This window comes from Paraburkholderia unamae (genome assembly GCF_003268775.1).
Classification (GTDB): Bacteria; Pseudomonadota; Gammaproteobacteria; order Burkholderiales; family Burkholderiaceae; genus Paraburkholderia; species Paraburkholderia unamae.
Map to the genome: position 1 here is coordinate 131,675 of NZ_QLSU01000021.1, position 24,909 is coordinate 156,583.

The 24,909-nt window shown below is 65.8% G+C and carries 23 protein-coding genes; 7 read left to right on the forward strand and 16 right to left on the reverse strand.

The window, feature by feature from the left end; translation table 11 throughout:
• Positions 1–34: 34 nt before the first annotated feature.
• Together ettA and ychF are read right to left on the reverse strand one after the other, a co-directional pair.
• Positions 35–1,699 (reverse strand): energy-dependent translational throttle protein EttA, encoded by a 1,665-nt coding sequence (ettA, locus tag C7401_RS29350; protein WP_112174902.1) that lies wholly within the window; start codon positions 1,697–1,699, stop codon positions 35–37.
• 228 nt (positions 1,700–1,927) lie between these two features.
• Positions 1,928–3,022: a redox-regulated ATPase YchF gene (gene ychF, locus C7401_RS29355; protein WP_112174903.1), complete on the reverse strand. Its 1,095-nt coding sequence runs from the start codon at positions 3,020–3,022 to the stop codon at positions 1,928–1,930.
• A gap of 325 nt (positions 3,023–3,347) precedes the next feature.
• On the opposite strand from ychF, the gene C7401_RS29360 reads away from it, so the two are divergent.
• The 4 genes from C7401_RS29360 to C7401_RS29375 all read left to right on the forward strand — a co-directional run bounded on the left by C7401_RS29360 (position 3,348) and on the right by C7401_RS29375 (position 8,170).
• Positions 3,348–4,520: a UbiH/UbiF family hydroxylase gene (locus C7401_RS29360; protein WP_112174904.1), complete on the forward strand. Its 1,173-nt coding sequence runs from the start codon at positions 3,348–3,350 to the stop codon at positions 4,518–4,520.
• 200 nt (positions 4,521–4,720) lie between these two features.
• A complete protein-coding gene (locus tag C7401_RS29365; protein WP_112174905.1) occupies positions 4,721–5,452 on the forward strand; it encodes a DsbC family protein in 732 nt (243 codons plus the stop codon).
• Between the two features lie 119 nt (positions 5,453–5,571).
• Complete coding sequence (locus tag C7401_RS29370) at positions 5,572–7,374, forward strand: M61 family metallopeptidase (RefSeq protein ID WP_112174906.1); 1,803 nt, start codon at positions 5,572–5,574, stop codon at positions 7,372–7,374.
• A 199-nt stretch (positions 7,375–7,573) separates the two neighbouring features.
• On the forward strand, positions 7,574–8,170 hold the full coding sequence (locus tag C7401_RS29375; RefSeq protein WP_112174907.1) for an FMN-dependent NADH-azoreductase: 597 nt from the start codon (positions 7,574–7,576) through the stop codon (positions 8,168–8,170).
• A 114-nt stretch (positions 8,171–8,284) separates the two neighbouring features.
• Here the strand turns inward: C7401_RS29375 and C7401_RS29380 are convergent, their stop codons facing one another.
• The 8 genes from C7401_RS29380 to rpe all read right to left on the reverse strand — a co-directional run bounded on the left by C7401_RS29380 (position 8,285) and on the right by rpe (position 15,916).
• Positions 8,285–9,262 carry a uracil-DNA glycosylase gene (locus C7401_RS29380; protein ID WP_181565719.1) on the reverse strand — a complete coding sequence of 326 codons (978 nt, stop codon included), beginning with the start codon at positions 9,260–9,262 and terminating at the stop codon, positions 8,285–8,287.
• A gap of 183 nt (positions 9,263–9,445) precedes the next feature.
• Positions 9,446–10,072 (reverse strand): CYTH domain-containing protein, encoded by a 627-nt coding sequence (locus tag C7401_RS29390; RefSeq protein ID WP_112174909.1) that lies wholly within the window; start codon positions 10,070–10,072, stop codon positions 9,446–9,448.
• 23 nt (positions 10,073–10,095) lie between these two features.
• Positions 10,096–10,881 (reverse strand): indole-3-glycerol phosphate synthase TrpC, encoded by a 786-nt coding sequence (gene trpC, locus C7401_RS29395; RefSeq protein ID WP_112174910.1) that lies wholly within the window; start codon positions 10,879–10,881, stop codon positions 10,096–10,098.
• A 27-nt stretch (positions 10,882–10,908) separates the two neighbouring features.
• Entirely contained in the window at positions 10,909–11,940 is a 1,032-nt protein-coding gene (trpD, locus tag C7401_RS29400) for an anthranilate phosphoribosyltransferase (protein WP_112174911.1), read from the reverse strand.
• 13 nt (positions 11,941–11,953) lie between these two features.
• On the reverse strand, positions 11,954–12,529 hold the full coding sequence (locus tag C7401_RS29405) for an aminodeoxychorismate/anthranilate synthase component II (protein ID WP_112174912.1): 576 nt from the start codon (positions 12,527–12,529) through the stop codon (positions 11,954–11,956).
• Between the two features lie 14 nt (positions 12,530–12,543).
• Positions 12,544–14,037: an anthranilate synthase component I gene (gene trpE, locus C7401_RS29410; RefSeq protein ID WP_112174913.1), complete on the reverse strand. Its 1,494-nt coding sequence runs from the start codon at positions 14,035–14,037 to the stop codon at positions 12,544–12,546.
• 476 nt (positions 14,038–14,513) lie between these two features.
• Positions 14,514–15,221: a phosphoglycolate phosphatase gene (locus C7401_RS29415; RefSeq protein WP_112174914.1), complete on the reverse strand. Its 708-nt coding sequence runs from the start codon at positions 15,219–15,221 to the stop codon at positions 14,514–14,516.
• Entirely contained in the window at positions 15,218–15,916 is a 699-nt protein-coding gene (gene rpe / locus C7401_RS29420) for a ribulose-phosphate 3-epimerase (RefSeq protein ID WP_112174928.1), read from the reverse strand. Before rpe ends, C7401_RS29415 begins: the two co-directional genes overlap by 4 nt.
• Before the next feature lie 241 nt (positions 15,917–16,157).
• On the opposite strand from rpe, the gene apaG reads away from it, so the two are divergent.
• Positions 16,158–16,532: a Co2+/Mg2+ efflux facilitator ApaG/CorD gene (gene apaG, locus C7401_RS29425; RefSeq protein ID WP_028208771.1), complete on the forward strand. Its 375-nt coding sequence runs from the start codon at positions 16,158–16,160 to the stop codon at positions 16,530–16,532.
• 38 nt (positions 16,533–16,570) lie between these two features.
• Here apaG and C7401_RS46335 read toward each other — a convergent pair whose 3' ends face one another.
• A complete protein-coding gene (locus C7401_RS46335; protein ID WP_208949054.1) occupies positions 16,571–16,714 on the reverse strand; it encodes a hypothetical protein in 144 nt (47 codons plus the stop codon).
• On the opposite strand from C7401_RS46335, the gene mltA reads away from it, so the two are divergent.
• Positions 16,680–17,960, forward strand: a complete 1,281-nt coding sequence (mltA, locus tag C7401_RS29430; protein WP_258397277.1) for a murein transglycosylase A — start codon at positions 16,680–16,682, stop codon at positions 17,958–17,960. The two genes, C7401_RS46335 and mltA, sit on opposite strands and share 35 nt — an antisense overlap.
• Before the next feature lie 104 nt (positions 17,961–18,064).
• On the opposite strand, the gene paaK is transcribed toward mltA, so the two are convergent.
• The 5 genes from paaK to paaN all read right to left on the reverse strand — a co-directional run bounded on the left by paaK (position 18,065) and on the right by paaN (position 23,829).
• Positions 18,065–19,363 (reverse strand): phenylacetate--CoA ligase PaaK, encoded by a 1,299-nt coding sequence (paaK, locus tag C7401_RS29435; protein ID WP_112174916.1) that lies wholly within the window; start codon positions 19,361–19,363, stop codon positions 18,065–18,067.
• Between the two features lie 66 nt (positions 19,364–19,429).
• Entirely contained in the window at positions 19,430–19,900 is a 471-nt protein-coding gene (gene paaI / locus C7401_RS29440) for a hydroxyphenylacetyl-CoA thioesterase PaaI (protein ID WP_112174917.1), read from the reverse strand.
• A 1-nt stretch (position 19,901) separates the two neighbouring features.
• The gene (gene paaG, locus C7401_RS29445; protein ID WP_112174918.1) at positions 19,902–20,693 is read right to left on the reverse strand and encodes a 2-(1,2-epoxy-1,2-dihydrophenyl)acetyl-CoA isomerase PaaG; all 792 of its coding nucleotides are present in this window, start codon (positions 20,691–20,693) and stop codon (positions 19,902–19,904) included.
• A 118-nt stretch (positions 20,694–20,811) separates the two neighbouring features.
• Complete coding sequence (pcaF, locus tag C7401_RS29450; RefSeq protein ID WP_112174919.1) at positions 20,812–22,020, reverse strand: 3-oxoadipyl-CoA thiolase; 1,209 nt, start codon at positions 22,018–22,020, stop codon at positions 20,812–20,814.
• Between the two features lie 108 nt (positions 22,021–22,128).
• Positions 22,129–23,829, reverse strand: a complete 1,701-nt coding sequence (paaN, locus tag C7401_RS29455) for a phenylacetic acid degradation protein PaaN (protein ID WP_112174920.1) — start codon at positions 23,827–23,829, stop codon at positions 22,129–22,131.
• A gap of 138 nt (positions 23,830–23,967) precedes the next feature.
• Here paaN and C7401_RS29460 point away from each other — a divergent pair, with 138 nt between their 5' ends.
• The gene (locus C7401_RS29460; RefSeq protein ID WP_112174921.1) at positions 23,968–24,744 is read left to right on the forward strand and encodes an enoyl-CoA hydratase; all 777 of its coding nucleotides are present in this window, start codon (positions 23,968–23,970) and stop codon (positions 24,742–24,744) included.
• Positions 24,745–24,909: the final 165 nt, after the last annotated feature.

Here is a 24,909-nt window from a genome sequence, read left to right on the forward strand (position 1 = left end):
GGCCGCCGTTGCTGGCTACCGAACCCGTCGCGGGTTAGCGGCTGATCGGCTTGTAGCGCAGACGCTTCGGACGCGCGGCTTCCTCGCCCAGACGCTTGATCTTGTCGGCCTCGTATTCCTGATAGTTGCCGTCGAAGAACGTGACCTGCGAGTCGCCTTCGAACGCCAGGATGTGCGTGGCGATACGGTCGAGGAACCAGCGATCGTGCGAAATCACCATCACCGAGCCCGCGAATTCGAGCAGCGCGTCTTCGAGCGCGCGCAGCGTTTCGACGTCGAGGTCGTTCGACGGTTCGTCCAGCAGCAGGACGTTGCCGCCCGAAATCAGCGTCTTGGCCAGATGCAGACGGCCGCGCTCACCACCCGACAGATTGCCGACGACCTTCTGCTGGTCGCCGCCCTTGAAGTTGAAGCGGCCAATGTACGCGCGCGACGGCGTTTCGTACTTGCCCACGGTCAGCACGTCCGCGCCGCCCGAGATTTCCTCGAACACGGTCTTGTCGGCGGCCAGCGCGTCGCGGCTCTGGTCCACGTACGCGAGCTTGACCGTCGGGCCCTGCACGATCTCGCCCGAATCCGGCTGCTCCTTGCCCGTGAGCATGCGGAACAGCGTCGACTTACCGGCGCCGTTCGGCCCGATGATGCCGACGATCGCGCCCGCCGGAATCTTGAAGCTGAGGTTGTCGATCAGCAGACGGTCGCCGTAAGACTTGCTGACGTTCTTGAACTCGATGACTTCGTTGCCCAGACGCTCGCCCGCCGGAATGAAGATTTCCTGCGTTTCATTGCGCTTCTGGTAATCGGCGCTCGACAGTTCCTCGAAGCGGGCGATACGCGCCTTCGACTTCGCCTGACGGCCCTTCGGGTTCTGGCGCACCCACTCCAGTTCCTTCTTGATCGCCTTCTGGCGCGCCGATTCCGACGCTTCTTCCTGCTTCAGGCGTTCTTCCTTCTGGTCGAGCCAGCTGGAGTAGTTGCCCTTCCAGGGAATGCCGTGGCCACGGTCGAGTTCGAGAATCCACTCGGCGGCGTTATCGAGGAAGTAGCGATCGTGGGTCACGGCGACCACGGTGCCCGGGAAGCGCGTGAGGAACTGCTCGAGCCACTCGACCGATTCGGCGTCGAGGTGGTTGGTCGGTTCGTCGAGCAGCAGCATGTCGGGCTTTTCGAGCAGCAGCTTGCACAGCGCGACGCGGCGCTTTTCACCGCCCGACAGATTGCCGATTTTCGCGTCCCACGCCGGCAGGCGCAGGGCGTCGGCGGCGATTTCGATCTGCTGTTCGGCGCTGCCGTCGGTGGTCGCGAGAATCGCTTCGTACTTTGCCTGTTCGGCGGCCAGTGCGTCGAAGTCGGCATCCGGCTCCGCGTAGGCGGCGTAGATTTCGTCGAGCTTCTTCTGCGCGTTGAATACGTCGCCCAGACCCTCTTCGACCGCTTCGCGCACGGTCTTTTCCGGATCGAGCTGCGGCTCCTGCGGGAGGTAGCCGATGTTCAGATTCGGCATCGGCGTGGCTTCGCCTTCGATGTCCTTGTCGACGCCGGCCATGATCTTGATGAGCGTGGACTTGCCCGAGCCGTTCAGGCCGAGCAGGCCGATCTTCGCGCCGGGGAAGAACGACAGCGAGATGTCCTTCAGGATCTGGCGCTTGGGCGGCACGATCTTGCCGACCCGGTTCATGGTGAAGACGTATTGGGCCATGAGAGTGTCTTTGGAAACGGGAGAAAAGGGGGCGGGACGCGGCGCTGCTTGCACGGGCGCCGCGTCGGAACCGCGAATTGGGGTGACGCCGGGTGAAACGCAAACCGCTATTGTACGGGGTGGGGGCGGCGGGGGAGTGACGGGTGGCTACCGTCGGCCGCTCGCGCCCTCAGCCACAAAAAAGCCCGCTCACAAGCGGGCTTTTCTGCATTGCCTTGCAACGTCGCTTTACACGTTGAACAGGAAGTTCATCACGTCGCCGTCGTGCACGACATATTCCTTGCCTTCGGCGCGCATCTTGCCGGCTTCCTTCGCGCCGGTTTCGCCCTTGTACTGGATGAAGTCGTCGAACGCGATGGTTTGCGCGCGAATGAAGCCGCGCTCGAAGTCGGTGTGGATCACGCCGGCGGCTTGCGGGGCCGTATCGCCCACGTGGATCGTCCACGCGCGCACTTCCTTCACGCCCGCCGTGAAATACGTTTGCAGGCCGAGCAGCTTGAAGCCCGCGCGGATCACGCGGTCGAGGCCCGGCTCTTCCATGCCCATGTCGGCGAGGAAGGCGATCTTGTCTTCGTCGTCGAGGTCGGCGATTTCGGCTTCGATCGCGGCGCACACGGCCACGACCGGCGCACCTTCGGCTTCGGCGTGCTTGCGCACGGCGTCGAGGTACGGGTTGTTCTCGAAGCCGTCGTCCTTCACGTTCGCGACGTACATCGTCTTCTTCGCGGTGATCAGGCAGAAGGGCTTCAGGAGCGCCTGTTCGTCTTCGTTCAAGTCGAGCGCGCGCACGGGCTTGGCCTGGTCGAGCTGCGTGCGCACTTTTTCCAGCACGGCGACGAGCTTCGCGGCTTCCTTGTCGTTGCCCGACTTGGCGGCCTTCGAATAGCGCGTGAGCGACTTTTCGACGGTGGCGAGGTCGGCGAGCGCGAGTTCGGTGTTGATGACTTCGATGTCGGAGAGCGGATCGACCTTGCCCGCCACGTGGATCACGTTTTCGTCCTCGAAGCAGCGCACGACGTGCGTGATCGCATCCGTTTCGCGGATGTTGGCGAGGAACTGGTTGCCGAGGCCTTCACCCTTGCTCGCGCCCGCGACCAGACCCGCGATGTCGACGAATTCGACCACGGCCGGCACGACGCGCTCGGGCTTCACGATCTCCGAGAGCGCCTTCAGGCGCGGATCCGGCACTTCGACCACGCCGACGTTCGGCTCGATCGTGCAGAACGGATAGTTCTCGGCGGCGATGCCTGCCTTGGTCAGCGCATTGAAGAGGGTGGACTTGCCGACGTTAGGCAAGCCGACGATGCCGCATTTGAGGCTCATGAAAATCTCTGCATGTCAGGGTGGTGACGTGCGGCTCGCCGCGCGCGTAGCGCCCGGGGCCGGGCGTCGCGCGAATAGCGGAGGCGGCGGGCGGGGCGGCGCAGGTGGCACGTCGGGGGGCGTGACACGATTCTACGGGTCACGAAAACCGTAATTGTAACCTCGTCCGGGGGAGGGTTCGGCGTGGGCGATGCGGGCGGGCGCCCCGAAACGCGGATTCGCCCTGCGACGCCGTGTAGCGCCGGGTGACGCGGGCCCCTTGTTGCGCCGCAACATCCTGCCCGTCCGGCCCTGTCGGGCAAGCCCCCGCGGCTATAATGCGCGCATGACTGCAAGCAACCAGACCTTTGATGTCGCCGTGATCGGCGGCGGGCTCGTCGGCAAGTCGGCGGCGCTCGCGCTGACCCAGGGCGGCCTGCGCGTGGCGCTGCTCGCGCAGCCGTGCGCGCCGCTGCCCACGGGCGCCGTGTTCGACGCGCGTGTCTACGCCTTTTCGCGCAGCTCGCAGGCGCTGTTCGAGCGGCTGCGGGTCTGGCAGGCCGTGGACGCCGCGCGCCTCACGCCCGTGCTCGACATGCGCGTGTTCGGCGACGCCGCCGCGGAGCTGCACTTCTCGGCGTATCAGGCCTCGGTTGCGCAGCTCGCGTGGATTGCCGAGTCGTCGGTCGTCGAGCGCGCGCTCGACGCAGCGCTGCACTTCCAGCCCAATCTCACGTGGATCGACACGCGCGCGCAAACGCTCGACGTGAAGCCGGACGCCGCCGTGATCGGCCTCGCCAACGGCCGCACGATCGAAGCCGATCTCGCGATCGGCGCGGACGGCGCGCATTCGTGGGTGCGCTCGCAGATCGGCTCGAAGGTCGAGCGGCGCGACTACCGCCAAACCGGCGTGGTCGCCAATTTCCGCGCGGAAAAGCCGCACGGCGAAACGGCGTACCAGTGGTTCCGCGAGGGCGAGATCGTCGCGTTGCTGCCGCTGCCGGACCAGCACGTATCGCTCGTCTGGTCGGCGCAGACGGATCATGCCGATGAACTCCTCAAGCTCGAACCGGAGCAGCTCGCCGCCGAAGTCGAGCGCGTTTCGCAAAGCCAGCTGGGCGCGCTCGAATGCGTCACGCCCGCGCGCGGCTTTCCGCTTTCGCTGCAAACCGTCGATCGGCTCGTCGCGCCGCGCGTCGCGCTGGTCGGCGACGCCGCGCATCTGATTCACCCGCTCGCCGGTCAGGGCGTGAACCTCGGTTTGCGCGACGTCGCCGCGCTTGTGGACGTCGTCACGAAGAAAGAGGCGTTTCGCGACCTCGGCGACCTCGTGCTGCTGCGCCGCTACGAACGCGGCCGCCGCGAAGACATCCAGAAACTCGTCGTCGCCACCGACGGCCTGCAACGCCTCTTTTCATTTCCCGGCACGCTGGCTCGCGCGGTGCGCAACACGGGCATGGCGTTCGTGGGCGCGCAGCCGTTGCTCAAGCGCTGGCTCGTGGCTTCGGCGCTCGGTTAGCGCGCCCGTAGCGCTTATGGCATCGTCGAGCCCGAGCGGGCATTTCGGTTGCTCGAAGCCCGGTGCAGCTTAGAATGGGCGTATTCGCCCAGCGGTGCCGGCGAAGGCGGTGTTTGCAGCGCTTGTCAGCGCTGCGGTCAGCCAACGGAACTCTGCGCGCGCCGCATTCGCGCGGCGCGCCCGAATCAGGAATGCATCCCATGCAAACGCGTATTCGCATTGCCGCGATCGTCATCGCGGCGGCCACCTCGGCGCTCGGTTGCTCGGCCCAGGCCGACCAGACCACCGACAAGATCAAATCGGCGCTCCAGTCGCGCCTCGGCATCGACGCCAGCGACATCAAGGGCATTACCAAGGCACAGATGCCGGGCCTGTACGAGATCAACCTCGGCACGCAGCTCATCTACAGCGACGCCAACGGCGACTACGTGCTCAACGGCGAACTCATCGACACCAAGGCGCATCGCAATCTCACCGAGGCTCGCCTGAACGAGATCAACAAGGTCGACTTCGCGAAGCTGCCGTTCGCGAACGCGGTGAAGGTGGTGAAGGGCAACGGCAGCCGCAAGATGGCCGTGTTCTCCGACCCGAACTGCCCGTACTGCCACCAGCTCGAAAGCACGCTCAAGTCGATCGACAACGTGACGGTCTACACCTTCCTGTACCCGGTGCTCTCGCCGGATTCGACGGCGAAGGCCAAGCAGATCTGGTGCTCGACGGACCGCGCGAAGGCGTGGGAGTCGTGGATGGTCGACCGCAAGGCGCCCACGGCCGCCGGCACCTGCGACACCGCCGCCATCGACAGCAATCTCGCGCTCGGCCAGAAGATGAACGTGACCGGCACGCCCACCGTGATCCTCGCCGACGGCACGCGGCTGCCGGGCGCGGTCAGCGGTGACCGGCTCGAAAAGGCCCTGAGCAGCGCTCACTGAGGCCTCGCCCGAAACCTCCGGCCGCTTTTGCGGCCGGTGTTTTCTTATCCTTCGCGTTTTCCCCGGCCATGCGTGCTGTAATCGCATTGCGCCGACCGAACTTCTCACCGATCCCGCCGATGAAGCCGATCCGATACACCATCGTCCCGAAGAACCCTGCCGCGCATCTGTTCGAGGTGACGCTCACCGTCGAGGATCCCGCGCCGGAGGGCCAGTGCTTCATGCTGCCCGTGTGGATTCCGGGCAGCTACATGGTGCGCGAGTTCGCGCGCAACATCGTCACGCTGCGCGCCTTCAACGACGCGGGCCGCAAGGTGCGCGTGACGAAAACCGACAAGCACACGTGGCAGGCCGCGCCCGTGAAGGGCGCACTCACGCTGCGCTACGAGGTGTACGCGTGGGACCTGTCGGTGCGCGCCGCGCATCTCGACGACACCGTCGGCTTCTTCAACGGCACGAGCGTGTTTCTCGCGGCGCTCGGCCACGAAGAGGCGCAGCACGTGGTCGACATCCAGCGTCCGGACGGCCATGCGTACCGCCACTGGCGCGTGGGCACGGCGCTCGCCGAGGCGCGCGGCACCAAGCGTTACGGCTTCGGCGAATACGCGGCCACCAACTACGACGAGCTGATCGACCATCCGGTCACGCTCGGCGAGTTCACGCTCGCGAGCTTCAAGGCGCACGGCGTGCCGCACGACATCGTGATCGCGGGCCGCGTGGTGGCGCTCGACACCGAGCGTCTCGCCGCCGACCTGAAGAAGATCTGCGAGGCGCAGATCGCGCTTTTCGAGCCGCGCACGAAGCGCGCGCCGATGGAGCGCTACGTGTTCATGACGCAGGCCGTGAGCGACGGTTACGGGGGCCTCGAGCACCGCGCTTCGACGGCGCTCATCTGCAATCGCACGGACTTGCCGGTGAAGGGCAAGCCCGAGACGTCGGACGGCTATCGCACCTATCTCGGCCTGTGCAGTCACGAGTACTTCCATACCTGGAACGTGAAGCGCATCAAGCCCGCGGCGTTCGTGCCGTATGACCTCACGCGCGAGGACTACACGTCGCTCCTGTGGCTCTTCGAAGGCTTCACGTCGTACTACGACGACTTGATGCTCGTACGCAGCGGCCTCATTTCCGTAGACGAATACTTCGGCCTGCTCGGCAAGACGATTGCGGGCGTGCTGCGCGGCACGGGGCGGCTGAAGCAGAGCGTGGCCGAAAGCTCGTTCGATGCATGGGTGAAGTATTACCGCCAGGACGAGAACGCTTCGAATGCGATCGTGAGCTACTACACGAAGGGCTCGCTTGTCGCCCTGGCGTTCGATCTGTCGATCCGCGCGCAAACGGGCGGCCGCAAGTCGCTCGACGACGTCATGCGCCTCCTGTGGCAGCGCTACGGGCGCGACTTCTACCGCGGCAAGCCGGTGGGCGTGGGCGAGGACGACGTCGAGGCGCTGATCGCCGAGGCGACGGGAGTGGAATTGGGCGCACTCTTCAGCGACGCCGTGCGCGGCACGCGCGATTTGCCGCTCGCGGCGCTGTTCGAGCCGTTCGGCGTCACGCTCGAAGGGGAGCCCGAGCGCGGCGCCAAGCCGTCGCTCGGCGCGCGCTTGCGCGGCGGCGCGGACGCGACGCTTGCCGTGGTCTACGAAGGCGGCGCGGCACAGAAAGCAGGCCTTTCGGCCGGCGACGCGCTCGTCGCGCTGGACGGCCTGCGCGTGACGGGCGCCAATCTCGACGCGCTGCTCTCGCGCTACCAGCCGGGCGCGAAGGTCGAGATTCACGCGTTCCGCCGCGACGAGCTGCGCGTGGCGCGTCTGACCCTCGACGCGCCCGAAGTCGCGCGCTACAAGCTCAGCGCCGCCGACAAGCGAACTGACAAGCGAGCCGCCGTGCGCGGCTTGCGCGAGCGGTGGCTGGCGGCCTGAGCGGGGATCGAGCCGCGCTCGCAGCGCGGCGGCACCGGAAGCGGCGCGGGCGAGATATCCCGCGCCGTTTTTTCATGCCGACGATTGTTCTATCTTTGCAACAATCCGTCATCGGCGGCCTACTTTTTCGCGGCGCGGTAAAAAAACACAATGCCTTCACTCGCGCAACGTTGCGCAACTGAGACCCGAAGGAGCCACCATGACCACGATCCTGCAAATCAATTCCGCCGCCCGCTCGCAAGGCGCCCAGTCGACGCTGCTCGTCAATGAATTGACGGCCAGGCTGCAACAATCGAATCCGGGCGCGCAAGTCGTCACGCGCAACCTGCAAGCCGATCCGCTGCCGCACCTCGACGACGCCGTCCTCGGCGCGTTCTTCACGCCGGCCGAGCAGCGCACGCCCGAGCAGCAGGCCATCGCCGCACGCAGCGAAGCGCTGATCGCGGAATTGCAGGCAGCCGACGTCATCGTGATCGGCGCGCCGCTCTACAACTTTGGCATCTCGTCGCAGCTCAAGACGTACTTCGACTGGATCGCTCGCGCCGGCATCACGTTCCGCTACACCGCGAACGGTCCGGAAGGCCTCGTGACGGGCAAGAAGGTGTTCGTCGTTTCGGCGCGCGGCGGCAAGTATCAAGGCACCCCGCACGACAGCCAGACGCCGTACCTGAAGTCGTTCCTCGGCTTCCTCGGCATGACCGACGTGAACTTCATCTATGCCGAAGGCCTGAACATGGGCCCGGACGCAGCCAGCGCCGCGCTCGCGAGCGCACGTGAGGCGATCGCCGCCGCGTAATGCGGGCGATTTCCCTGCGGTAAAACAAAAACGCCACGAAAGCGATTTCGTGGCGTTTTTGCTTGTGGGCCTCCCGGCGCGTGTCGGCCCGAATCGGCGCGTAGTCGGTGGGTATCAGGCGAGCACGACGCCTTGCACAGGCAAACGCCAGTCGATCGGCTGGCGGCCATGCGCCTGCAAATAGTCGTTGGCTTGCGCGAAATGCCCGCAGCCGAGAAAGCCGCGATGCGCGGAGAGCGGCGACGGGTGCGGCGCTTCCAGCACGCAATGCGCGCCCGAGAGCAGCGTGCGCTTGTTTTGCGCGTGCGCGCCCCACAGCATGAACACGAGATGCTCGTGGCGCGCGGCGAGTTCGTGGATCAGCGTGTCGGTGCAGCGCTCCCAGCCGCGCTTGGCGTGGCTCGCGGCGCTGGCGCGCTCGACGGTGAGCACGGTGTTCAGCAGCAGCACGCCCTGACGTGCCCAGGCGTCCAGACAGCCGTGCGGCGGCGCTTCGATGCCGAGGCTCGCGGCAATCTCCTTGAAGATGTTGCGCAGCGAAGGCGGCGGGCGCACCGAAGGCGGCACCGAGAACGCGAGACCGTGCGCCTGGGGCGTGCCGCGATCGTCGCCGTGGTACGGGTCCTGGCCGAGGATCACGACCTTCACGTCGTCGGGCGAGGTGAGGCGCAGCGCGCGGAATACGTCGGCGGGATAGACGGTCTTGCCGGCGGCGCGCTCGTCGTCGACGAAGCGGCACAGTGCAGCGTAGGTGTCGCTCGCGATAAACGGCGCGAGCAGTTCGCGCCAGGCGGCGGGCAGCGCGTCGAACTGGTCTTCGAGGCGCGTGGTCTCGGCCGGGGCCTGCGGCGTGGCGGATTCTTTGGACATGGCGGGTGCGGGCGGTTCGGCAGACGTGTCGACGTGCGAGCGGGCGCGCGCGGGCGCCGGGAATTCGTCGGCGTCGAACAGCGAGAAGATCGAGATCTGGCGCGGGTCGACTTCGGGCAGCGGCGGCTCATCGAGCGTAGCCAGCGCGGTGTCGGGCGGTTCGTCGTCGAAGAGCGAGGTCTGCACCGGCTGAGCGAGGCGCGGGCGTTTCGTGGAGGTCATGGGCGGCAAGTGTCGCAGCAATCGCGCGGCGATTCAATCCGGCGCGAGCGCGGCAGGGCGGGCGGTGGACGCATTGGCGCTGTTGATGCAACTAACAGCGAGCCTCTTTGTTGTGCCCGTGCCCGTGCCCGTGCCCGTGCCCGTGCCCGTGCGCGACGCTTCAAGCGCCGCGCAGCGTCGTGCTCAGCCTTCGCGCAGCTTGTAGCCGCGCTGGGCCTTGCTGATGTCGTCGGGGGCGAGGCCCGGCAGCACCTTCGCCAGCTCGGCGGCGAGCGTGTGCAAAGCGGCTTCGTCGCCCGCTTTCAGTTCGAGCTCGATTTCGCAGATCGGCGTGCGGCGAGTTTCACCGTTCACCTGCGCGCTGACCTCGCCTTGATCGACGGCCGCTTCCACCTGCGAGCCGTCGATTTCGAGCGCCCACAGCGTGCGCGTGAAATCGGTGCGAAAGAGCGGAATCAGGCTGGCGGCGGCATCGGAAAGCGCCGTCGAAACGCCGGCTTCATCGCACTCGTGCAACAGCCTGTCGATTTCGAGCGCTTCGCCCGCCACCGGCATTTCCCACTCGTGCCGCGCGTGCAGCCCGTTTTGCGCGACACCCACGGTCTTGAAGGTCTGAAGCCAGCCTTCGGGCGCGCGGCGCAGGCGCAGCGCGCTCTTTGCGCGCGCCAGCGTGAGCGCAGGCGTGTCGAAGTAAATGTTCTCCAGCCTGATCGCGCGGCCCGGCACGCCGGCGCGCGTCTCGAACAGACGCAGCGCCGCGTCCACCTGGTCGCTCGGCAGCGCGAGCTTGATTTCGCGTTCGATACCCATCGTCGCCTTCTACTCGCAAGCAATCAGAAGAACATGCGGGCGAGTTCCGCGCCCGGCTGTTCGGCGCGCATGAACGCCTCGCCCACAAGGAACGTGTGCACCGAAAGCGAGCGCATGTTCTCGACGTCCGCACGCGAAAGAATGCCCGACTCGGTCACGACGATGCGATCTTCGGGCACGTCGTCGAGCATGCCGATGGTGGTTTGCAGCGTGGTTTCGAACGTGCGCAGGTTGCGGTTGTTGATGCCGATGAGCGGCGTCTTCAAGGTGAGCGCATGGTCGAGTTCCGCGCGGTCGTGCACTTCGACGAGCACCGCGAGACCGAGCGAATGCGCGAGCGCTTCGAGGTCGCGCATTTCGCCGGGCTGGAGCGCGGCGGCGATCAGCAGGATCGCGTCGGCGCCCATCGCGCGGGCTTCGACGACCTGGTACGGATCGACGATGAAGTCCTTGCGCAGCACCGGCAGATGGCATGCGGCGCGCGCGGCTTCGAGGTAGGCGGCGCTGCCCTGGAAGAACTGCACGTCGGTGAGCACGGAAAGGCAGGCCGCGCCGCCTTCGGCGTACGAGCGCGCGATTTCGGCGGGATCGAAGTTCTCGCGCAGCACGCCTTTCGAGGGGCTCGCCTTCTTCACTTCGGCGATCACGGCGGCCTGGCCGTTCTCGTGTTTCGCGCGCAGTGCGCCGACGAAATCGCGCAGGTCGCGCGCGCTCGCCGCGAGGCGCAGCTCTTCGAGCGGGGCGCTCTGTTCCGCGGCGCGCACTTCTTCGCGCTTCACCGCAATGATTTTTTCGAGGATGTCGCTCATGATGTTCGGCTAAAAAACGGTGCTGGATCAGCGTTTGAACTGTTGCGTGAAGCGTACCAGTTCGTCGACTTTGGCGCGCGCGCGGCCGCTCGCGAGCGTCTCGCGCGCAAGCGCGATGCCGTCGGCAATCGAATCCGCCACGTTCGCGGAGTAGAGCGCCGTGCCGGCGTTCAGCGTCACGATTTCGCGCGCCGTGCCCGGCTCGTTCGAGAGCGCGCCGAGCAGCATCGCCTTCGACTCGCCGGCGTTTTCGACCTTGAGCGAGCGGTTCGAAACCATCTGCATACCGAAGTCTTCAGGGTGGATCTCGTACTCGCGAATCTGGCCGTCCTTCAGTTCGCCGACGAGCGTCGCCGCGCCAAGGGACACTTCGTCCATGCCGTCCTTGCCGTACACCACGCACACGTGCTTCGCGCCCAGACGCTCCATCACGCGCACCTGAATGCCGACGAGGTCCGGATGGAACACGCCCATCAACTGATTGGGCGCGCCAGCCGGATTCGTGAGCGGCCCGAGGATGTTGAAGATCGTGCGCACGCCGAGTTCGCGGCGCACGGCGGCGATGTTCTTCATCGCGGGATGATGGTTGGGCGCGAACATGAAGCCCATGCCCGTTTCGGCGATCGATGCGGCCACCTGGTCCGGTTGCAAATCGATGTTCACGCCGAGCGCTTCGAGCACGTCCGCGCTGCCCGACTTGCTCGACACACCACGGTTGCCGTGCTTGGCGACCTTCGCGCCTGCCGCCGCGACCACGAACATCGAGGCCGTGGAGATATTGAAGGTGTGCGAACCGTCGCCGCCGGTGCCGACGATGTCGATGAAGTTCGAGTTGTCCTTCACCTCGACGTGATTCGCGAACTCGCGCATCACGGTCGCGGCCGCCGTGATCTCGCCGATGGTTTCCTTCTTCACGCGCAGGCCGGTGATGATGGCGGCCGACAGCACGGGCGACAGCTCGCCGCGCATGATGAGGCGCATGAGGTGGAGCATCTCGTCGTGAAAAATCTCGCGATGCTCGATCGTGCGCTGGAGCGCTTCCTGCGGGGTAATCATGATGGTCGCCTCCGTATCAAGCGTGCCTGGTTTGCTTCAGGAAGTTCTCGAACAGCGCGTGGCCGTGCTCCGAGAGAATCGATTCCGGATGGAACTGCACGCCTTCCACCGCCAGTTCGCGGTGACGCACGCCCATGATCTCGCCGTCGTCGGTCCAGGCCGATACTTCGAGGCAGTCGGGCAGCGACTCGCGTTCGATCGCCAGCGAGTGATAGCGCGTGACGTTGAAGTGCTTCGGCAGGTCGGCGAACACGCCTTTGCAATCGGTTTCGATCTGGCTCACCTTGCCGTGCATGATGGTTTTGGCGCGCACGACGCGCCCGCCGAACGCTTCGCCAATCGCCTGATGCCCGAGGCACACGCCGAGAATCGGCGTCTTGCCCGCGAATTCGCGCAGCACGTCGAGCGTGATGCCCGCGTGCTGCGGATTGCTCGGTCCCGGCGAGAGGCAGATGCGCTCGGGGTTGAGCTTCGCGATGTCGTCGATCGTGATTTCGTCGTTGCGATACGTGTGGACGTCTTCGCCGAGCTCGCCGAAGTACTGGACGATGTTGTAGGTAAACGAATCGTAGTTGTCGATCATGAGCAACATGGTCTTTTCTCCGCTCAGAAGTCGCTGTCGAGGCCGTCCTGCACCTGCTCGGCCGCGCGCAGCACGGCGCGCGCCTTGTTCTCGGTTTCTTGCCATTCGGACTCGGGCACCGAATCCGCAACCACGCCCGCGGCGGCCTGCACATACAGATTGCCGTTGTGGATGAGGCCGGTGCGGATCGCAATCGCGAGATCCATCTCGCCGTTGAACGAGAGATAGCCGACTGCGCCGCCGTACAGGCCGCGCTTCACCGGCTCCAGTTCGTCGATCAGTTCCATCGCGCGAACCTTCGGCGCGCCCGAAAGCGTGCCGGCCGGGAACGTGGCGCGCAGCACGTCGAAGTTGCTCATGCCGGGCTTGAGCTTGCCTTCCACCGAACTCACGATGTGCTGCACGTGCGAGTACTTTTCGATGATCATCTGGTCGGTCACGGCCACCGAACCGATTTCGGCGATGCGGCCCACGTCATTGCGCGCGAGGTCGATCAGCATGACGTGCTCGGCGATTTCCTTCGGGTCGTTGAGCAGCTCGGTCGCGAGTTCGGCGTCGCGCTCGGGCGTGTTGCCGCGCGGACGCGTGCCTGCGAGCGGACGAATCGTCACGATGCGGTCCTCGCCGCGCTTTTCCTGGCGTACGAGAATTTCCGGCGACGCGCCCACCACGTGGAATTCGCCGAAGTTGTAGTAGTACATGTACGGCGACGGGTTCAGCGAACGCAGCGCACGGTAGAGCGAAAGCGGGTTGTCGCGATACGGCTTCGAGAGGCGTTGGCCCACTTGCACCTGCATCAACTCGCCCGCTGCGATGTATTCCTTCGCCTTGCGCACGGCGGCGAGGTAATCGTCCTTCTTGAATTCGCGGAACGTTTCGGTGCGCACGCTCGCGCTCGTCACCGGCGGTTGAACCGTGGTGCGCAGGCGCTGCTTGAGTTCGCGCAGGCGGTGCTTGGCCTTGGTGTACGCCTCGGGCGTTTGCGGATCGGCGTAGACGATCAGGTAGAGCTTGCCCGCGAGATTGTCGATGACCGCGACTTCTTCGGTCAGCAGCAACTGGATGTCGGGCAGACCGAGATCGTCGGTGGGGCAGGTGTCGGCGAGCTTTTTCTCGATGTAGCGCACCGCGTCGTAGCCGAAGTAGCCGGCGAGGCCGCCGCAGAAGCGCGGCAGGCCCGGACGCTGCGCGACCTTGAAGCGCGCCTGGTACTTCGCGATGAATTCGAGCGGATCTTCGTTGTGCGTCTCGATCACCTGGCCGTCGCGCACGACTTCCGAAACGCCGTTACGCGTGCGGATCAGCGAGCGCGCTGGCAGGCCGATGAACGAGTAGCGCCCGAAGCGCTCGCCGCCCACCACGGACTCCAGCAGGAAAGAGTTGGCGCCGCCGCGCTCGGGTTGCGCGAGCTTGAGATACAGCGAGAGCGGCGTTTCGAGATCGGCGAGCGCTTCGGCGATCAGTGGGATGCGGTTGTAGCCCTCGTTGGCGAGGGACTGAAATTCGAGTTCGGTCATGTTCCGATCCTGTTCGTGCTGCCGGTCGCGGCGGGTGCGGGCCCAGTGCGGCTCAAAACGGGGCGCGCGGCGTGCGCGAGGCGTTTGTTTTTGAGTGCTTGATGGCCGCTGGCGCTCGCTCGTGCGGTCCGTGCTTGCGCTGCTGAAGGCGCGCTTGCCGGGCCGGCGTGCAGTACATCGACGGAAGACGAGGCGTAGCCGCTCGCGCCTTGCGCACCTCGCCGCGAACGGCGAAACAACACGCAAGGACAACGAAAGCCAATGGCCAGATCAGCCGACGGTTTACTGCAACAGTTTAGAGTCGAGACACGCGCGAGTGCGCAGCGAAGTAAAAAACGGTGCTGAAGACAAGCTTCAGCGAACCTCAGGCGAGGTTAGCGCGACCAGCGACGCCAGGGCCAGGCTCCCCGGTCGATCGTGCTCAGACTCCGTTTTTTATTCAGAAACATGAGGATAGTTGACGTTCAGTTGAGAACTTAAGTCAGATCATTGTGTGCTGCGACCGCCTTGGCGGCGTCGAGCAGCGAGGCAACTATACCATCCGATTCAATTTTTTGTACAGGTTGGCCGTGGTTGTAGCCGTAGGGCACCGTGAGCGTGGCCATGCCGGCCGCGCGGCCCGCAATCGCGTCGTTCTCCGAATCGCCGATCGCCACAGCCGCTGCGCGTTTCACGCCCAGGCGCTCGCAGGCGGTGAGCATCGGCAGCGGGTCGGGCTTCTTCTTCGCGAGGCTGTCGCCGCCAATCACCACCTCGAAGTAGTGCGCCAGGCCGTATTGCTGCAAAAGCTCGACGGCGAAGCGGTGCGGCTTGTTGGTCACGCACGCGAGCTTGATGCCCTGGCCGCGCAGCGCGGCCAGGCCCGCTTCGACGTCCGGGTACAGATGCGTGTGGCGCCCGTTGATCTTCGCGTACTCGTCCTGGTAGAGCGCGAGCGCTTCGTCGAAGCGCTCCTGGGCGTCGTCGGCGGGAAAGCGCGGCGCGAGCACGCTGCGGATCAGGTGCTCCGAGCCCTTGCCCACGTAGCCCATCACTTCCTCGCGCGTGGTTTCTTCGGCGTCGAGCTGCGCGAGCATGCCGTTCAGGCCGGCGGCGAAGTCGTCGGCGGTGTCGACCATCGTGCCGTCCAGGTCGATCAGCGCCGCTTCGATGCGCGGCGCGCTGAATTTGACGGGAGCGTTCATTTCGCGGTTGCGGCGCTGGCAACGCTTGCGAGCTGCGCGCGCATCTGGTCGATCACAGCCTTGTAGTCCGGCTTGCCGAAGATCGCCGAGCCCGCCACGAACGTGTCCGCGCCGGCCGCCGCAATTTCGGCGATGTTGTCGACCTTCACGCCGCCGTCCACTTCCAGATGGATCTCGCGGCCCGTGCGCGCCGTGTAGGCGTCGATCTTCGCGCGCGCCTCGCGCAGCTTGTTGAGCGCCTCGGGAATGAACGACTGGCCGCCGAAGCCCGGATTCACCGACATGATGAGGATCAGGTCGAGCTTGTCCATCACATGGTCGAGGTAGTTCAGCGGCGTGGCCGGGTTGAACACGAGACCGGCCTTGCAGCCGTGGTCGCGGATCAGCGAGAGCGTGCGGTCGATGTGGTCCGAGCCTTCCGGGTGGAAGCTGATGAGGTTCGCGCCGGCCTTGGCGAAGTCGGGCACGATGCGGTCGACCGGGCGCACCATCAGATGCACGTCGATGGGCACATTCACGTGCGGGCGGATCGCCTCGCACACCAGCGGCCCGATCGTGAGGTTCGGCACGTAATGGTTGTCCATCACGTCGAAGTGGATCCAGTCGGCGCCGGCTGCGACGACGTTACGGACTTCCTCGCCAAGACGCGAGAAGTCGGCGGAGAGGATGCTGGGGGCGATGCGGAATTGCGTCATGGCGGCAATCGGAAAACTGTCGGAAAAACCGTATTTTACCGTCAGTGGGGCGGGCCGCCGCGGCCGCTGTCCGGCCACGGCCAGGAGCGTTGTCGCGGGCCGCGCCGGGTTGCGGGTGCCGGTTGCATCAAGCAGAATGCGAAACCATGTGCCGCGCATCGCGGCGCGCCTGCCGACGCTCTTGCGCGCGGGCGTTTCAGTAATCAGACTCAGCAGCCGCACCCGGGCGATTGGAACAAGGATGAGCCAGTACGAATTCAGCGTGACGTCGCAGGTGCGCTACCTGCCCGAAGAATCGGACCCGGAGCGCCGGCAGTATGCCTTCGCGTACACGTTGACCATTCGCAACACCGGTCAGGTGAGCGCACAGCTCATTGCGCGCCACTGGGTCATCACCGACAGCGAAAATCACGTGCAGGAAGTGAAGGGGCTCGGCGTGGTCGGCCATCAGCCGCTTCTGAAGCCGGGCGAGCAGTTCGAGTACACGAGCTGGGCCGTGATCGCGACGCCCGTGGGCACCATGCGCGGCGAGTACTTCTGTGTGGCCGAGGACGCCGAGCGCTTCGAGGCGCCCGTGCCCGAGTTCGTGCTGCGCATGCCTCGCACGTTGCACTGACGCGCCGCGATTGAACCGCGGCGCGAATTTGGGGTCTGCTAGTCCTGACGCCGATCGTCGTGCGGGGCGCGCTTTTTCCTGCCCGACGCGGTCCACACAACGATGAAAATCAGCAGGAACAGCGCAAGGAGCGCTTCCAGACCAAACATGAGCATCGGGTATTCGTCGAGCAGTTCTGACATGGCGGCATCCATCGAGAGCCAATATTGTAGGCGTGATTGTGGCGTCGATTCCGGCCTCGGTTCTCCAGTAATGCCGGGATTCACAGCGGCGCGATATCGTGCGGGCTCGACGCTGCGCAGCGCGGGCGCCCGATTGGCTGCCCGCCTGGGCGGCTGGCTTGGCGCCGTTTCGCTGGCGGCCCTGCTCGCCGCGTGCGGCGGCCCGAGCTACGTGCGCAACGCGCCGCCCAAGGGCGCGCCCGCGCTGCCCTCGCAACTCGCGGCCCAGCGTCTCACGCCGGTCGCTTGGCAACAGGTGCCGGGCTGGCAGGACGACTCGCTGATCGGCGCGACCGCGGCGCTGCGTGCCAATTGCACGCGCCTTGCACGCGATCCGCGCTGGCAGCGCGCGTGCTCCGCCGCGTCGCATCTCGACGATCTCGATGCCTCCAGTGCGCGCGTGTTCTTCGAAACGTATTTCACGCCGTATCAATTCGCCAACACCGACGGCACGCTCGACGGTCTCGTGACCGGCTACTACGAGCCGCTGCTGCACGGCTCACGCACGCGTCACGGCATCTATCAGACGGCGCTCTATCGCTGGCCTTCCGGCTATCGCGCGGGCGCCGCGTTGCCGCCGCGCGCGCAACTCGAACGCGCGGGCATCCTCAACGGCAACGAACTCGTGTGGGTCGACGATCCGATCGAGGCGTTCTTCCTTCAGGTGCAGGGCTCGGGGCGCGTCGTGATGGAAGACGGCAGCGTGATGCGCGTGGGCTTCGGCGGCACCAACAACCAGCCGTACAAGTCGATCGGGCGCTGGCTGCTCGATCGCGGCGAGCTCACGCCGGCGCAGGCGACCATGCAGGGCATCAAGGCCTGGGCGCGCGCGAACCCGACGCGCGTGGATGCGCTCCTCGACACCAATCCGCGCTTCGTGTTCTTCCGCGACATGCAGTCGAACGAGGGCGATGCGCAAGGTGGCGCGGATGGCCCGATCGGCGCGCTCGGCGTGCCGCTCACGCCGGAGCGCTCGATTGCCGTCGATCCGTCGTCGATTCCGCTCGGCACGCCGGTGTTTCTCCAGACCACGCGTCCGCTCACGAACACGCCGCTCAACCGGCTCGTGTTCGCGCAGGATACGGGCACGGCGATCAAGGGCGGCGTGCGCGCCGACTACTTCTGGGGCTTGGGCGACGATGCTGGCGATCTGGCCGGGAAGATGAAACAGGGCGGCCGGATGTGGCTGCTGTTTCCGAACTCGTGATCGCAGCGGCGCCCGCGTGGCGCCCCTGTAGCGAAAAAGCCGGCATCTGCCGGCTTTTTCGTTTCCTGCTGCGCGTTCTTGTTCTTATGCTGCTCGCGCGGCGCTTACTTCGGCCGCTTGTCGATCACGCGCTTGGCCTTGCCCACCGAACGTTCGATGCCGTTCACGTCCAGCACGTTCACCTTGCACGTCACGCCGATGAGCGACTTGATGTCGTAAGCGAGAGCCTTGCTTGCCGCGTCGATCGCGCCGTAGTCGGGTGCGGTTTCCGGGCAAGGCTCGCAGTTGAGCGTCATCACGTCCATCGGACCTTCCTTCGTCAGGATGATCTGATAGTGCGGCGCAAGCGCCGGCTGCTTGAGCAGCAGTTCCTCGATCTGCGTGGGGAACACGTTCACGCCACGGATGATCAGCATGTCGTCCGAGCGGCCCGTGATCTTTTCCATGCGGCGCATGGTGCGCGCCGTACCCGGCAGCAAACGCGTGAGGTCGCGCGTGCGGTAACGGATGATGGGCAGCGCTTCCTTTGTGAGCGAAGTGAAGACGAGTTCGCCGAATTCGCCGTCGGGCAGGACTTCGCCGGTCTCCGGGTCGATGATCTCGGGATAGAAGTGGTCTTCCCAGATGGTCGGGCCGTCCTTCGTTTCCGCGCATTCCGACGCGACGCCCGGACCCATCACTTCCGAAAGGCCGTAGATGTCGACCGCCGTGATGCCCATGCGCTGCTCGATGGCCGCGCGCATGTCGTTGGTCCAGGGCTCCGCGCCGAAAATGCCGATGCGCAGCGAGCTGCTGGCGGGGTCGATGCCCTGGCGCTCCATTTCGTCGGCGATCGCGAGCATGTAGCTCGGCGTGACCATGATGATGTCGGGACGGAAGTCCTGGATCAGCTGGACCTGCTTCTCGGTCTGGCCGCCGCCGAACGGAATGACCGTGAGACCCGCGCGCTCCGCGCCGTAATGGGCACCGAGACCGCCCGTGAAGAGGCCGTAGCCATAGCTGATATGCACCTTGTCGCCGCGCTTTGCGCCGGCCGCGCGCACCGAGCGCGCCACGAGGTTGGCCCACGTGTCGATGTCGCGCGCGGTGTAGGCCACCACGGTCGGCTTGCCGGTCGTGCCCGACGATGCGTGGATGCGCGAAATCTGCTCCTGCGGCACGGCGAACATGCCGAAGGGGTAGTTGTCGCGCAGGTCCTTCTTCGTGGTGAACGGGAAGCGCGCGAGGTCGGCGAGCGACTGCACCTGGGACGGATGCACGCCCGCTTCGTCGAATTTGCGTCGATAGACCGGCGAATTCTCGTACGCATGGTTCAGCGACCATTTCAGGCGCTCGAGCTGAAGCGCGGCAAGCTCGTCGCGGCTCGCTTTCTCGATGGGCTCGAGCGGCAGCGTGGTAGTCATGGGTGTCTCCTGGACCTTAAGAACTTTACTCGTGACGCGTGGGGAATCGAGAAGGGGAAACCCGGTTCACATTGCGACTGGAATGACATTGCCGCGAATCTGCGCGGACTTGCCTCGGAAAAGCGCGACCGTTTCGCCTGCCCGGTTCGTCACGCGGATGTCGTAGACCCCGTTGCGTCCCGATAGCACCTGTTCGACGGCTTCGGCGGTCAACACTTCGTCGCGCAGGACCGGACGCAGGAACTCGATCGAGCAGCCGGCCGCCACCGTGTTGACGTTGTATGAATTACAAGCGAAGGCGAACGCCGAATCCGCGAGCGAGAAGATCATCCCGCCGTGACAGGTCTGATGGCCGTTGAGGAACTCGGGCCGCACGGCCATGGAGAGGCGCGCGTAACCAGCGCGTACTTCGAGCAGCTCCATGCCGAGCGCGCGCGTGCAGCCGTCGGCTTCGTACATCGCTTGCGCGGCCGCGCGAGCGAGTTCGTCGGGCGACATGCCTTGCTCCTCTGACAGTTGCGAAACTTGCGTGGACATCTCAGCGGCCCTCGAAATGCGGTGCGCGTTTTTCGATGAAGGCGCGCACGCCTTCCGCGTAGTCGTACGAAGCGCCCAGTTCGCGTTGCAGATCGCGTTCGAGATCGAGCTGCTGGTCGAGCGTGTTCGTAGCCGATGCGCGCAGTGCTTCCCGCGTCGCGACGATGGCGCGCGTGGGTTGCTGCGCAAGCCGCGCGGCGAGTGCGCCGGCCGTTTGCACAAGCTCGGCGTCGTCGGTCACTTGCCAGACGAGGCCCCAGTTTTCCGCCTTCTCCGCGCTGAGCTTTTCGCCGGTCATGGCGAGACCGAGCGCGCGGGCCATGCCCACACGCTTGGGCAGGAACCACGTGCCGCCCGAATCGGGCACGAGGCCGATCTTCACGAACGCCTGGATGAAGCTTGCGGAGCGCGCGGCGAGCACCAGGTCGCAGGCGAGGGCGAGATTCGCGCCCGCGCCGGCCGCCGTGCCGTTGACGGCGGCGATCACAGGCATGGGCAGCGCTTGCAGGCGCTTGATCAGCGGATTGAAATGCTCGTCGATGAGCTCGCCCAGGTCGGTCATCGCACCCGGCGTGAAGTCGAGGTCGGCGAGATCCTGGCCTGCGCAGAAGCCGCGGCCGGCACCGGTCAGCACGAGTGCGCGCGCGCCCGCTGCGGCGATTTCGTCGAGCGCCGTGGCGAGTTCGCCGTGCATGGCGCGCGTGAAGCTGTTGAGCTTGTCCGGGCGGTTCAGCGTGATCGTGGCCACGCGGGTGGATGCGTCGATTTCGACGCGGATCGCATCGTAGGGCATCGGTTGTCTCCTGTCGGCGGGACTTGGCGCTTGAGTGCCTGGTCCCGCCCCATGCAAAGCAGTCGCCTGCCAAAGACCGCCGAACGCTGCGCCCGGCGGCCGGTCGATACTGCGCGCGTTATGCCTCGATGCGTTCGATCGCCAGTGCAATGCCCTGGCCAACGCCGATACACATCGTGCAGAGCGCGTAGCGTCCGTTCGTGCGCTCGAGCTGATAGAGCGCCGTTGTGACGAGTCGCGCGCCCGAAGCGCCGAGCGGATGGCCGAGCGCGATCGCGCCGCCGTTCGGGTTCACGCGGGGATCGTCGTCGGCGAGACCGAGTTCGCGCAGCACGGCCAGACCTTGCGACGCGAACGCTTCATTGAGTTCGATCACGTCGAACTGGTCGAGCGTCATGCCGAGTTGCTTGAGCAGCTTTTGGGTGGCGGGCGCCGGGCCGATGCCCATGATGCGCGGCGCGACGCCGGCCGTGGCCATGCCCAGCACGCGCGCGCGGCGGCGCAGGCCGTATTGTTTCGCGGCTTCCTCGTTGGCGAGCAGGAGCGCACAGGCGCCGTCATTGACGCCCGAGGCATTGCCCGCCGTGACGGTGCCGTCGGGCTTCACCACGCCCTTGAGCTTGCCGAGCGTTTCGAGCGTGGTCTCGCGCGGGTGTTCGTCGAGCGTCACGCGCACCGGGTCGCCCTTTTTCTGCGCGATCTCGACCGCGACGATTTCCTGCGCGAGCGTGCCGTCCTTCTGCGCGCGCGCCGCTTTCTGCTGACTGCGCTGGGCGAACGCGTCCTGGTCGGCGCGGTTGATGTTGAAATCGCCCGCGACGTTTTCCGCCGTTTCGGGCATCGAGTCGACGCCGTATTGCTGCTTCATCAGCTTGTTGACGAAACGCCAGCCGATGGTCGTGTCGTAGATGGCCGCTTCGCGCGAGAAGGCCGTGGCGGCCTTGCCCATCACGAACGGCGCGCGCGTCATGCTTTCCACGCCGCCCGCGATCATGAGGCGCGCTTCGCCCGCCTTGATGGCGCGCGCCGCGCTGCCGACGGCGTCGAGGCCCGAGCCGCACAGGCGGTTGAGCGTGCCGCCGGGAGCATCGGTCGGCAGGCCCGCGAGCAGCGCGGCCATGCGCGCGACGTTGCGGTTGTCCTCGCCGGCCTGGTTGGCGCAGCCGTAGAGCACGTCGTCGAGCGCGCTCCAGTCCACGCCGGGATTACGCTCGACGAGCGCGCGGATGGGCACGGCCGCGAGATCGTCCGTGCGGACATCCTTGAGCGCGCCGCCGTAGCGGCCGAACGGGGTGCGAATCGCGTCGCAGATATAGGCTTCGGTCATCTGGGGTTCCTCGGGCGCGAGCGCGGAAGTGCGCTCACGCCTTGCATGCTAGAGGGATGGTCAAGCGGGCGCCACTTGGGCGCCACTCGGCCGAACGGCATAGGCCGTTCAGCCGGCTACCGCGGGAGCCGCTTTCGGTTCAACATGAACGCGGCTTTGAACCACGCGGAAGCGGTTCGCCACGAAGGCGGAGTCGGAGAGCGCGGCGTTGGCGGCGGGGTTCGCGCCGGTGCCGTGGAAGTCAGAGAACGCGGCCGTCTGGTTCACGAACACACCGCCCGTCAGGTTGATCGAGAGCGCCACGCCGCCGGTCACGGCGGCTTCGTGTGCGGCGTCGATCACGGCGTCATCGGTGCTATAGACGGAAAACGAAAGCGCGCCGTGGTCGCGGGCGGTCGCGCCGGCCATTTCGAGCGACTGCGCGGTCGAGTCCGTGGCGATCACGAACGAGATCGGGCCGAACCATTCGCGCGTGAATTGCGCGGCGTCGCGGGCGGCGTCGAGCGCAAGCACGAGCGGCGTGCGCACGCGCGCGCCAGCGAACAGCGGGTGTTCGAGCGTCTGGCTGTCGGCGAGCACGGTGCCGAGCTTGCGGGCCTCGTCGATGCGAGCGGTCACGCCTTCGTTCTGGATCGCGCCGAGCACCTCGACAGCGCGCGCCGGGTCGGACACGAACTTCTGCACGGCGCCGGCAATGGCTTGCGCAACGGCGTCGAAGCTCACCGGGCCTTCGGCGGTGCGGATGCCGCCACGCGGCACGTAAATATTCTGCGGGGCCGTGCACATCTGGCCCGAGTAGAGCGAGAGCGAAAACGCGATGTTGCGCGCGGCGGCTTTCAGATCGTCCACGGAGTCGATCACGATCTGGTTCACGCCGGCCTTTTCCGTGTAGACCTGCGCCTGGTGCGCATTGCGCTCGAGCCAGTCGCCGTTTTGCGTGCTGCCGGTGAAGTCGATCAGCTTGATCTCGGGGCGCACGGCGAGTTGCTGGACGAGCGCGCCGTCATTGGGATCGGTGGCGAGCAGCGTGACCACGTTCGGGTCGAAGCCCGCTTCGCGCAGCACGTCGCGCGCAATGCGCACGGTGATCGCGAGCGGCAGGATCGCGCCCGGGTGCGGCTTGACGATGACGGTGTTGCCCGTTGCGAGATCGGCGAACAGGCCGGGGTAGCCGTTCCAGGTCGGGAACGTGCAGCAGCCGAGCACGAGGCCGGTGCCGCGCGGCACGATGGTGAAGCGTTTGTGCATCGCGAGCGGCGGGTTCTTGCCCTGCGGCTTTTCCCAGTGCGCGTCGGCGGGAATGCGGCGCAGCTGGTCGTACGCGTAGGTCACGGCTTCGAGCGCGCGGTCCTGGGCGTGCGGGCCGCCGGCCTGGAAGGCCATCATGAACGCCTGGCCGGTCGTGTGCATCACGCTGAAGGCAATCTCGAAGCTCGCGCGGTTCAGGCGTTCGAGAATTTCGAGGCTCACGCCTGCCCATGCCTGCGGGCCGGCGGCGCGCCAGTCGCGTTGGGATTTCTGCGCCGCTTCGATCAACTGGTCCGGCGTCGACTTCGGATAGCGCGCACCGAGTGCAAAGCCAAAGGGCGAAGTCTCGCTGCCGACGGTTTCACCCGTCGACGGCTGGTCGAGTTCGAAGGTGCGGTTCAGGTTGGCTTTGAACGCGGCTTCGCCGTCCGCGCTGGCGGTTTCCCCGTACACTTTGGGGCTTGGCATTTCGGCGAACGGGCTCCAGTAGCCGCGGGTCTCGATGGCGGCAAGCGCTTTTTGGAGCGTGCCTTCATGCTTGGCGAACAACGGATTTGTCATGGCGCAACGTGAATTGAGAGGTTGGACAGGGCCCGTGCCAATTAATTGACCGACCGGTTGGTTGGGCAATGTTAGCATTAGTCAAAGTTCGGCGTGAAAAATTTTTTTGGGGACTTTCTTTAGATGCAAGGAGGGGTTATGGGGTACGAAAACATCCTGGTTGAGACGCGCGGCAAGGTCGGTTTGATCACGCTGAACCGGCCGAAGGCGCTCAACGCACTGAACGACGCGCTCATGGACGAGCTGGGTTCGGCGCTCAAGGCATTCGACGCCGACGAGGGTGTGGGCGCGATCGTCATCACCGGCAGCGAGAAGGCCTTCGCCGCAGGCGCGGACATCGGCATGATGGCGACTTACACCTTCATGGATGTCTACAAGGGTGACTACATCACGCGTAACTGGGAAACGATCCGCTCGATCCGCAAGCCGATCATCGCGGCAGTGGCGGGTTTCGCGCTGGGTGGCGGCTGCGAGCTGGCCATGATGTGCGACATGATCTTCGCCGCCGATACGGCAAAGTTCGGCCAGCCGGAGATCAAGCTCGGTGTGATTCCTGGGGCGGGCGGTACGCAGCGTCTGCCGCGTGCGGTGTCGAAGGCGAAGGCAATGGATCTGTGCCTGACCGCGCGGATGATGGGTGCGGAGGAGGCGGAGCGTGCGGGTCTTGTGTCGCGCGTGATTCCGGCGGCGGACCTGTTGGACGAAACGCTTGCGGCCGCGGCGACCATCTGCGAATTCTCGCTGCCTGCCGTGATGATGGCGAAGGAGTCGGTGAACCGCGCGTACGAGACCACCCTCGCGGAAGGGGTGCACTTCGAACGCCGCATGTTCCATTCGCTGTTCGCGACGGAAGATCAGAAGGAAGGGATGGCGGCGTTTGTGGAGAAGCGCAAGCCGGCATTCAAGAACAAGTAATAGAGCGATGTGACCGATCGCCGGAAACGGCGATCGAATTTTTTCGCCCGCCCCCTTGCGGGGCGGCGCTGGCGGGGTTAAGATTCGCCCCCTTCGCAGTTCGATGTCTCTGATATCCGGGTTTGCGAAGGCCGCCGCGGAAACCGGCGGACGCAGGAGTCGACA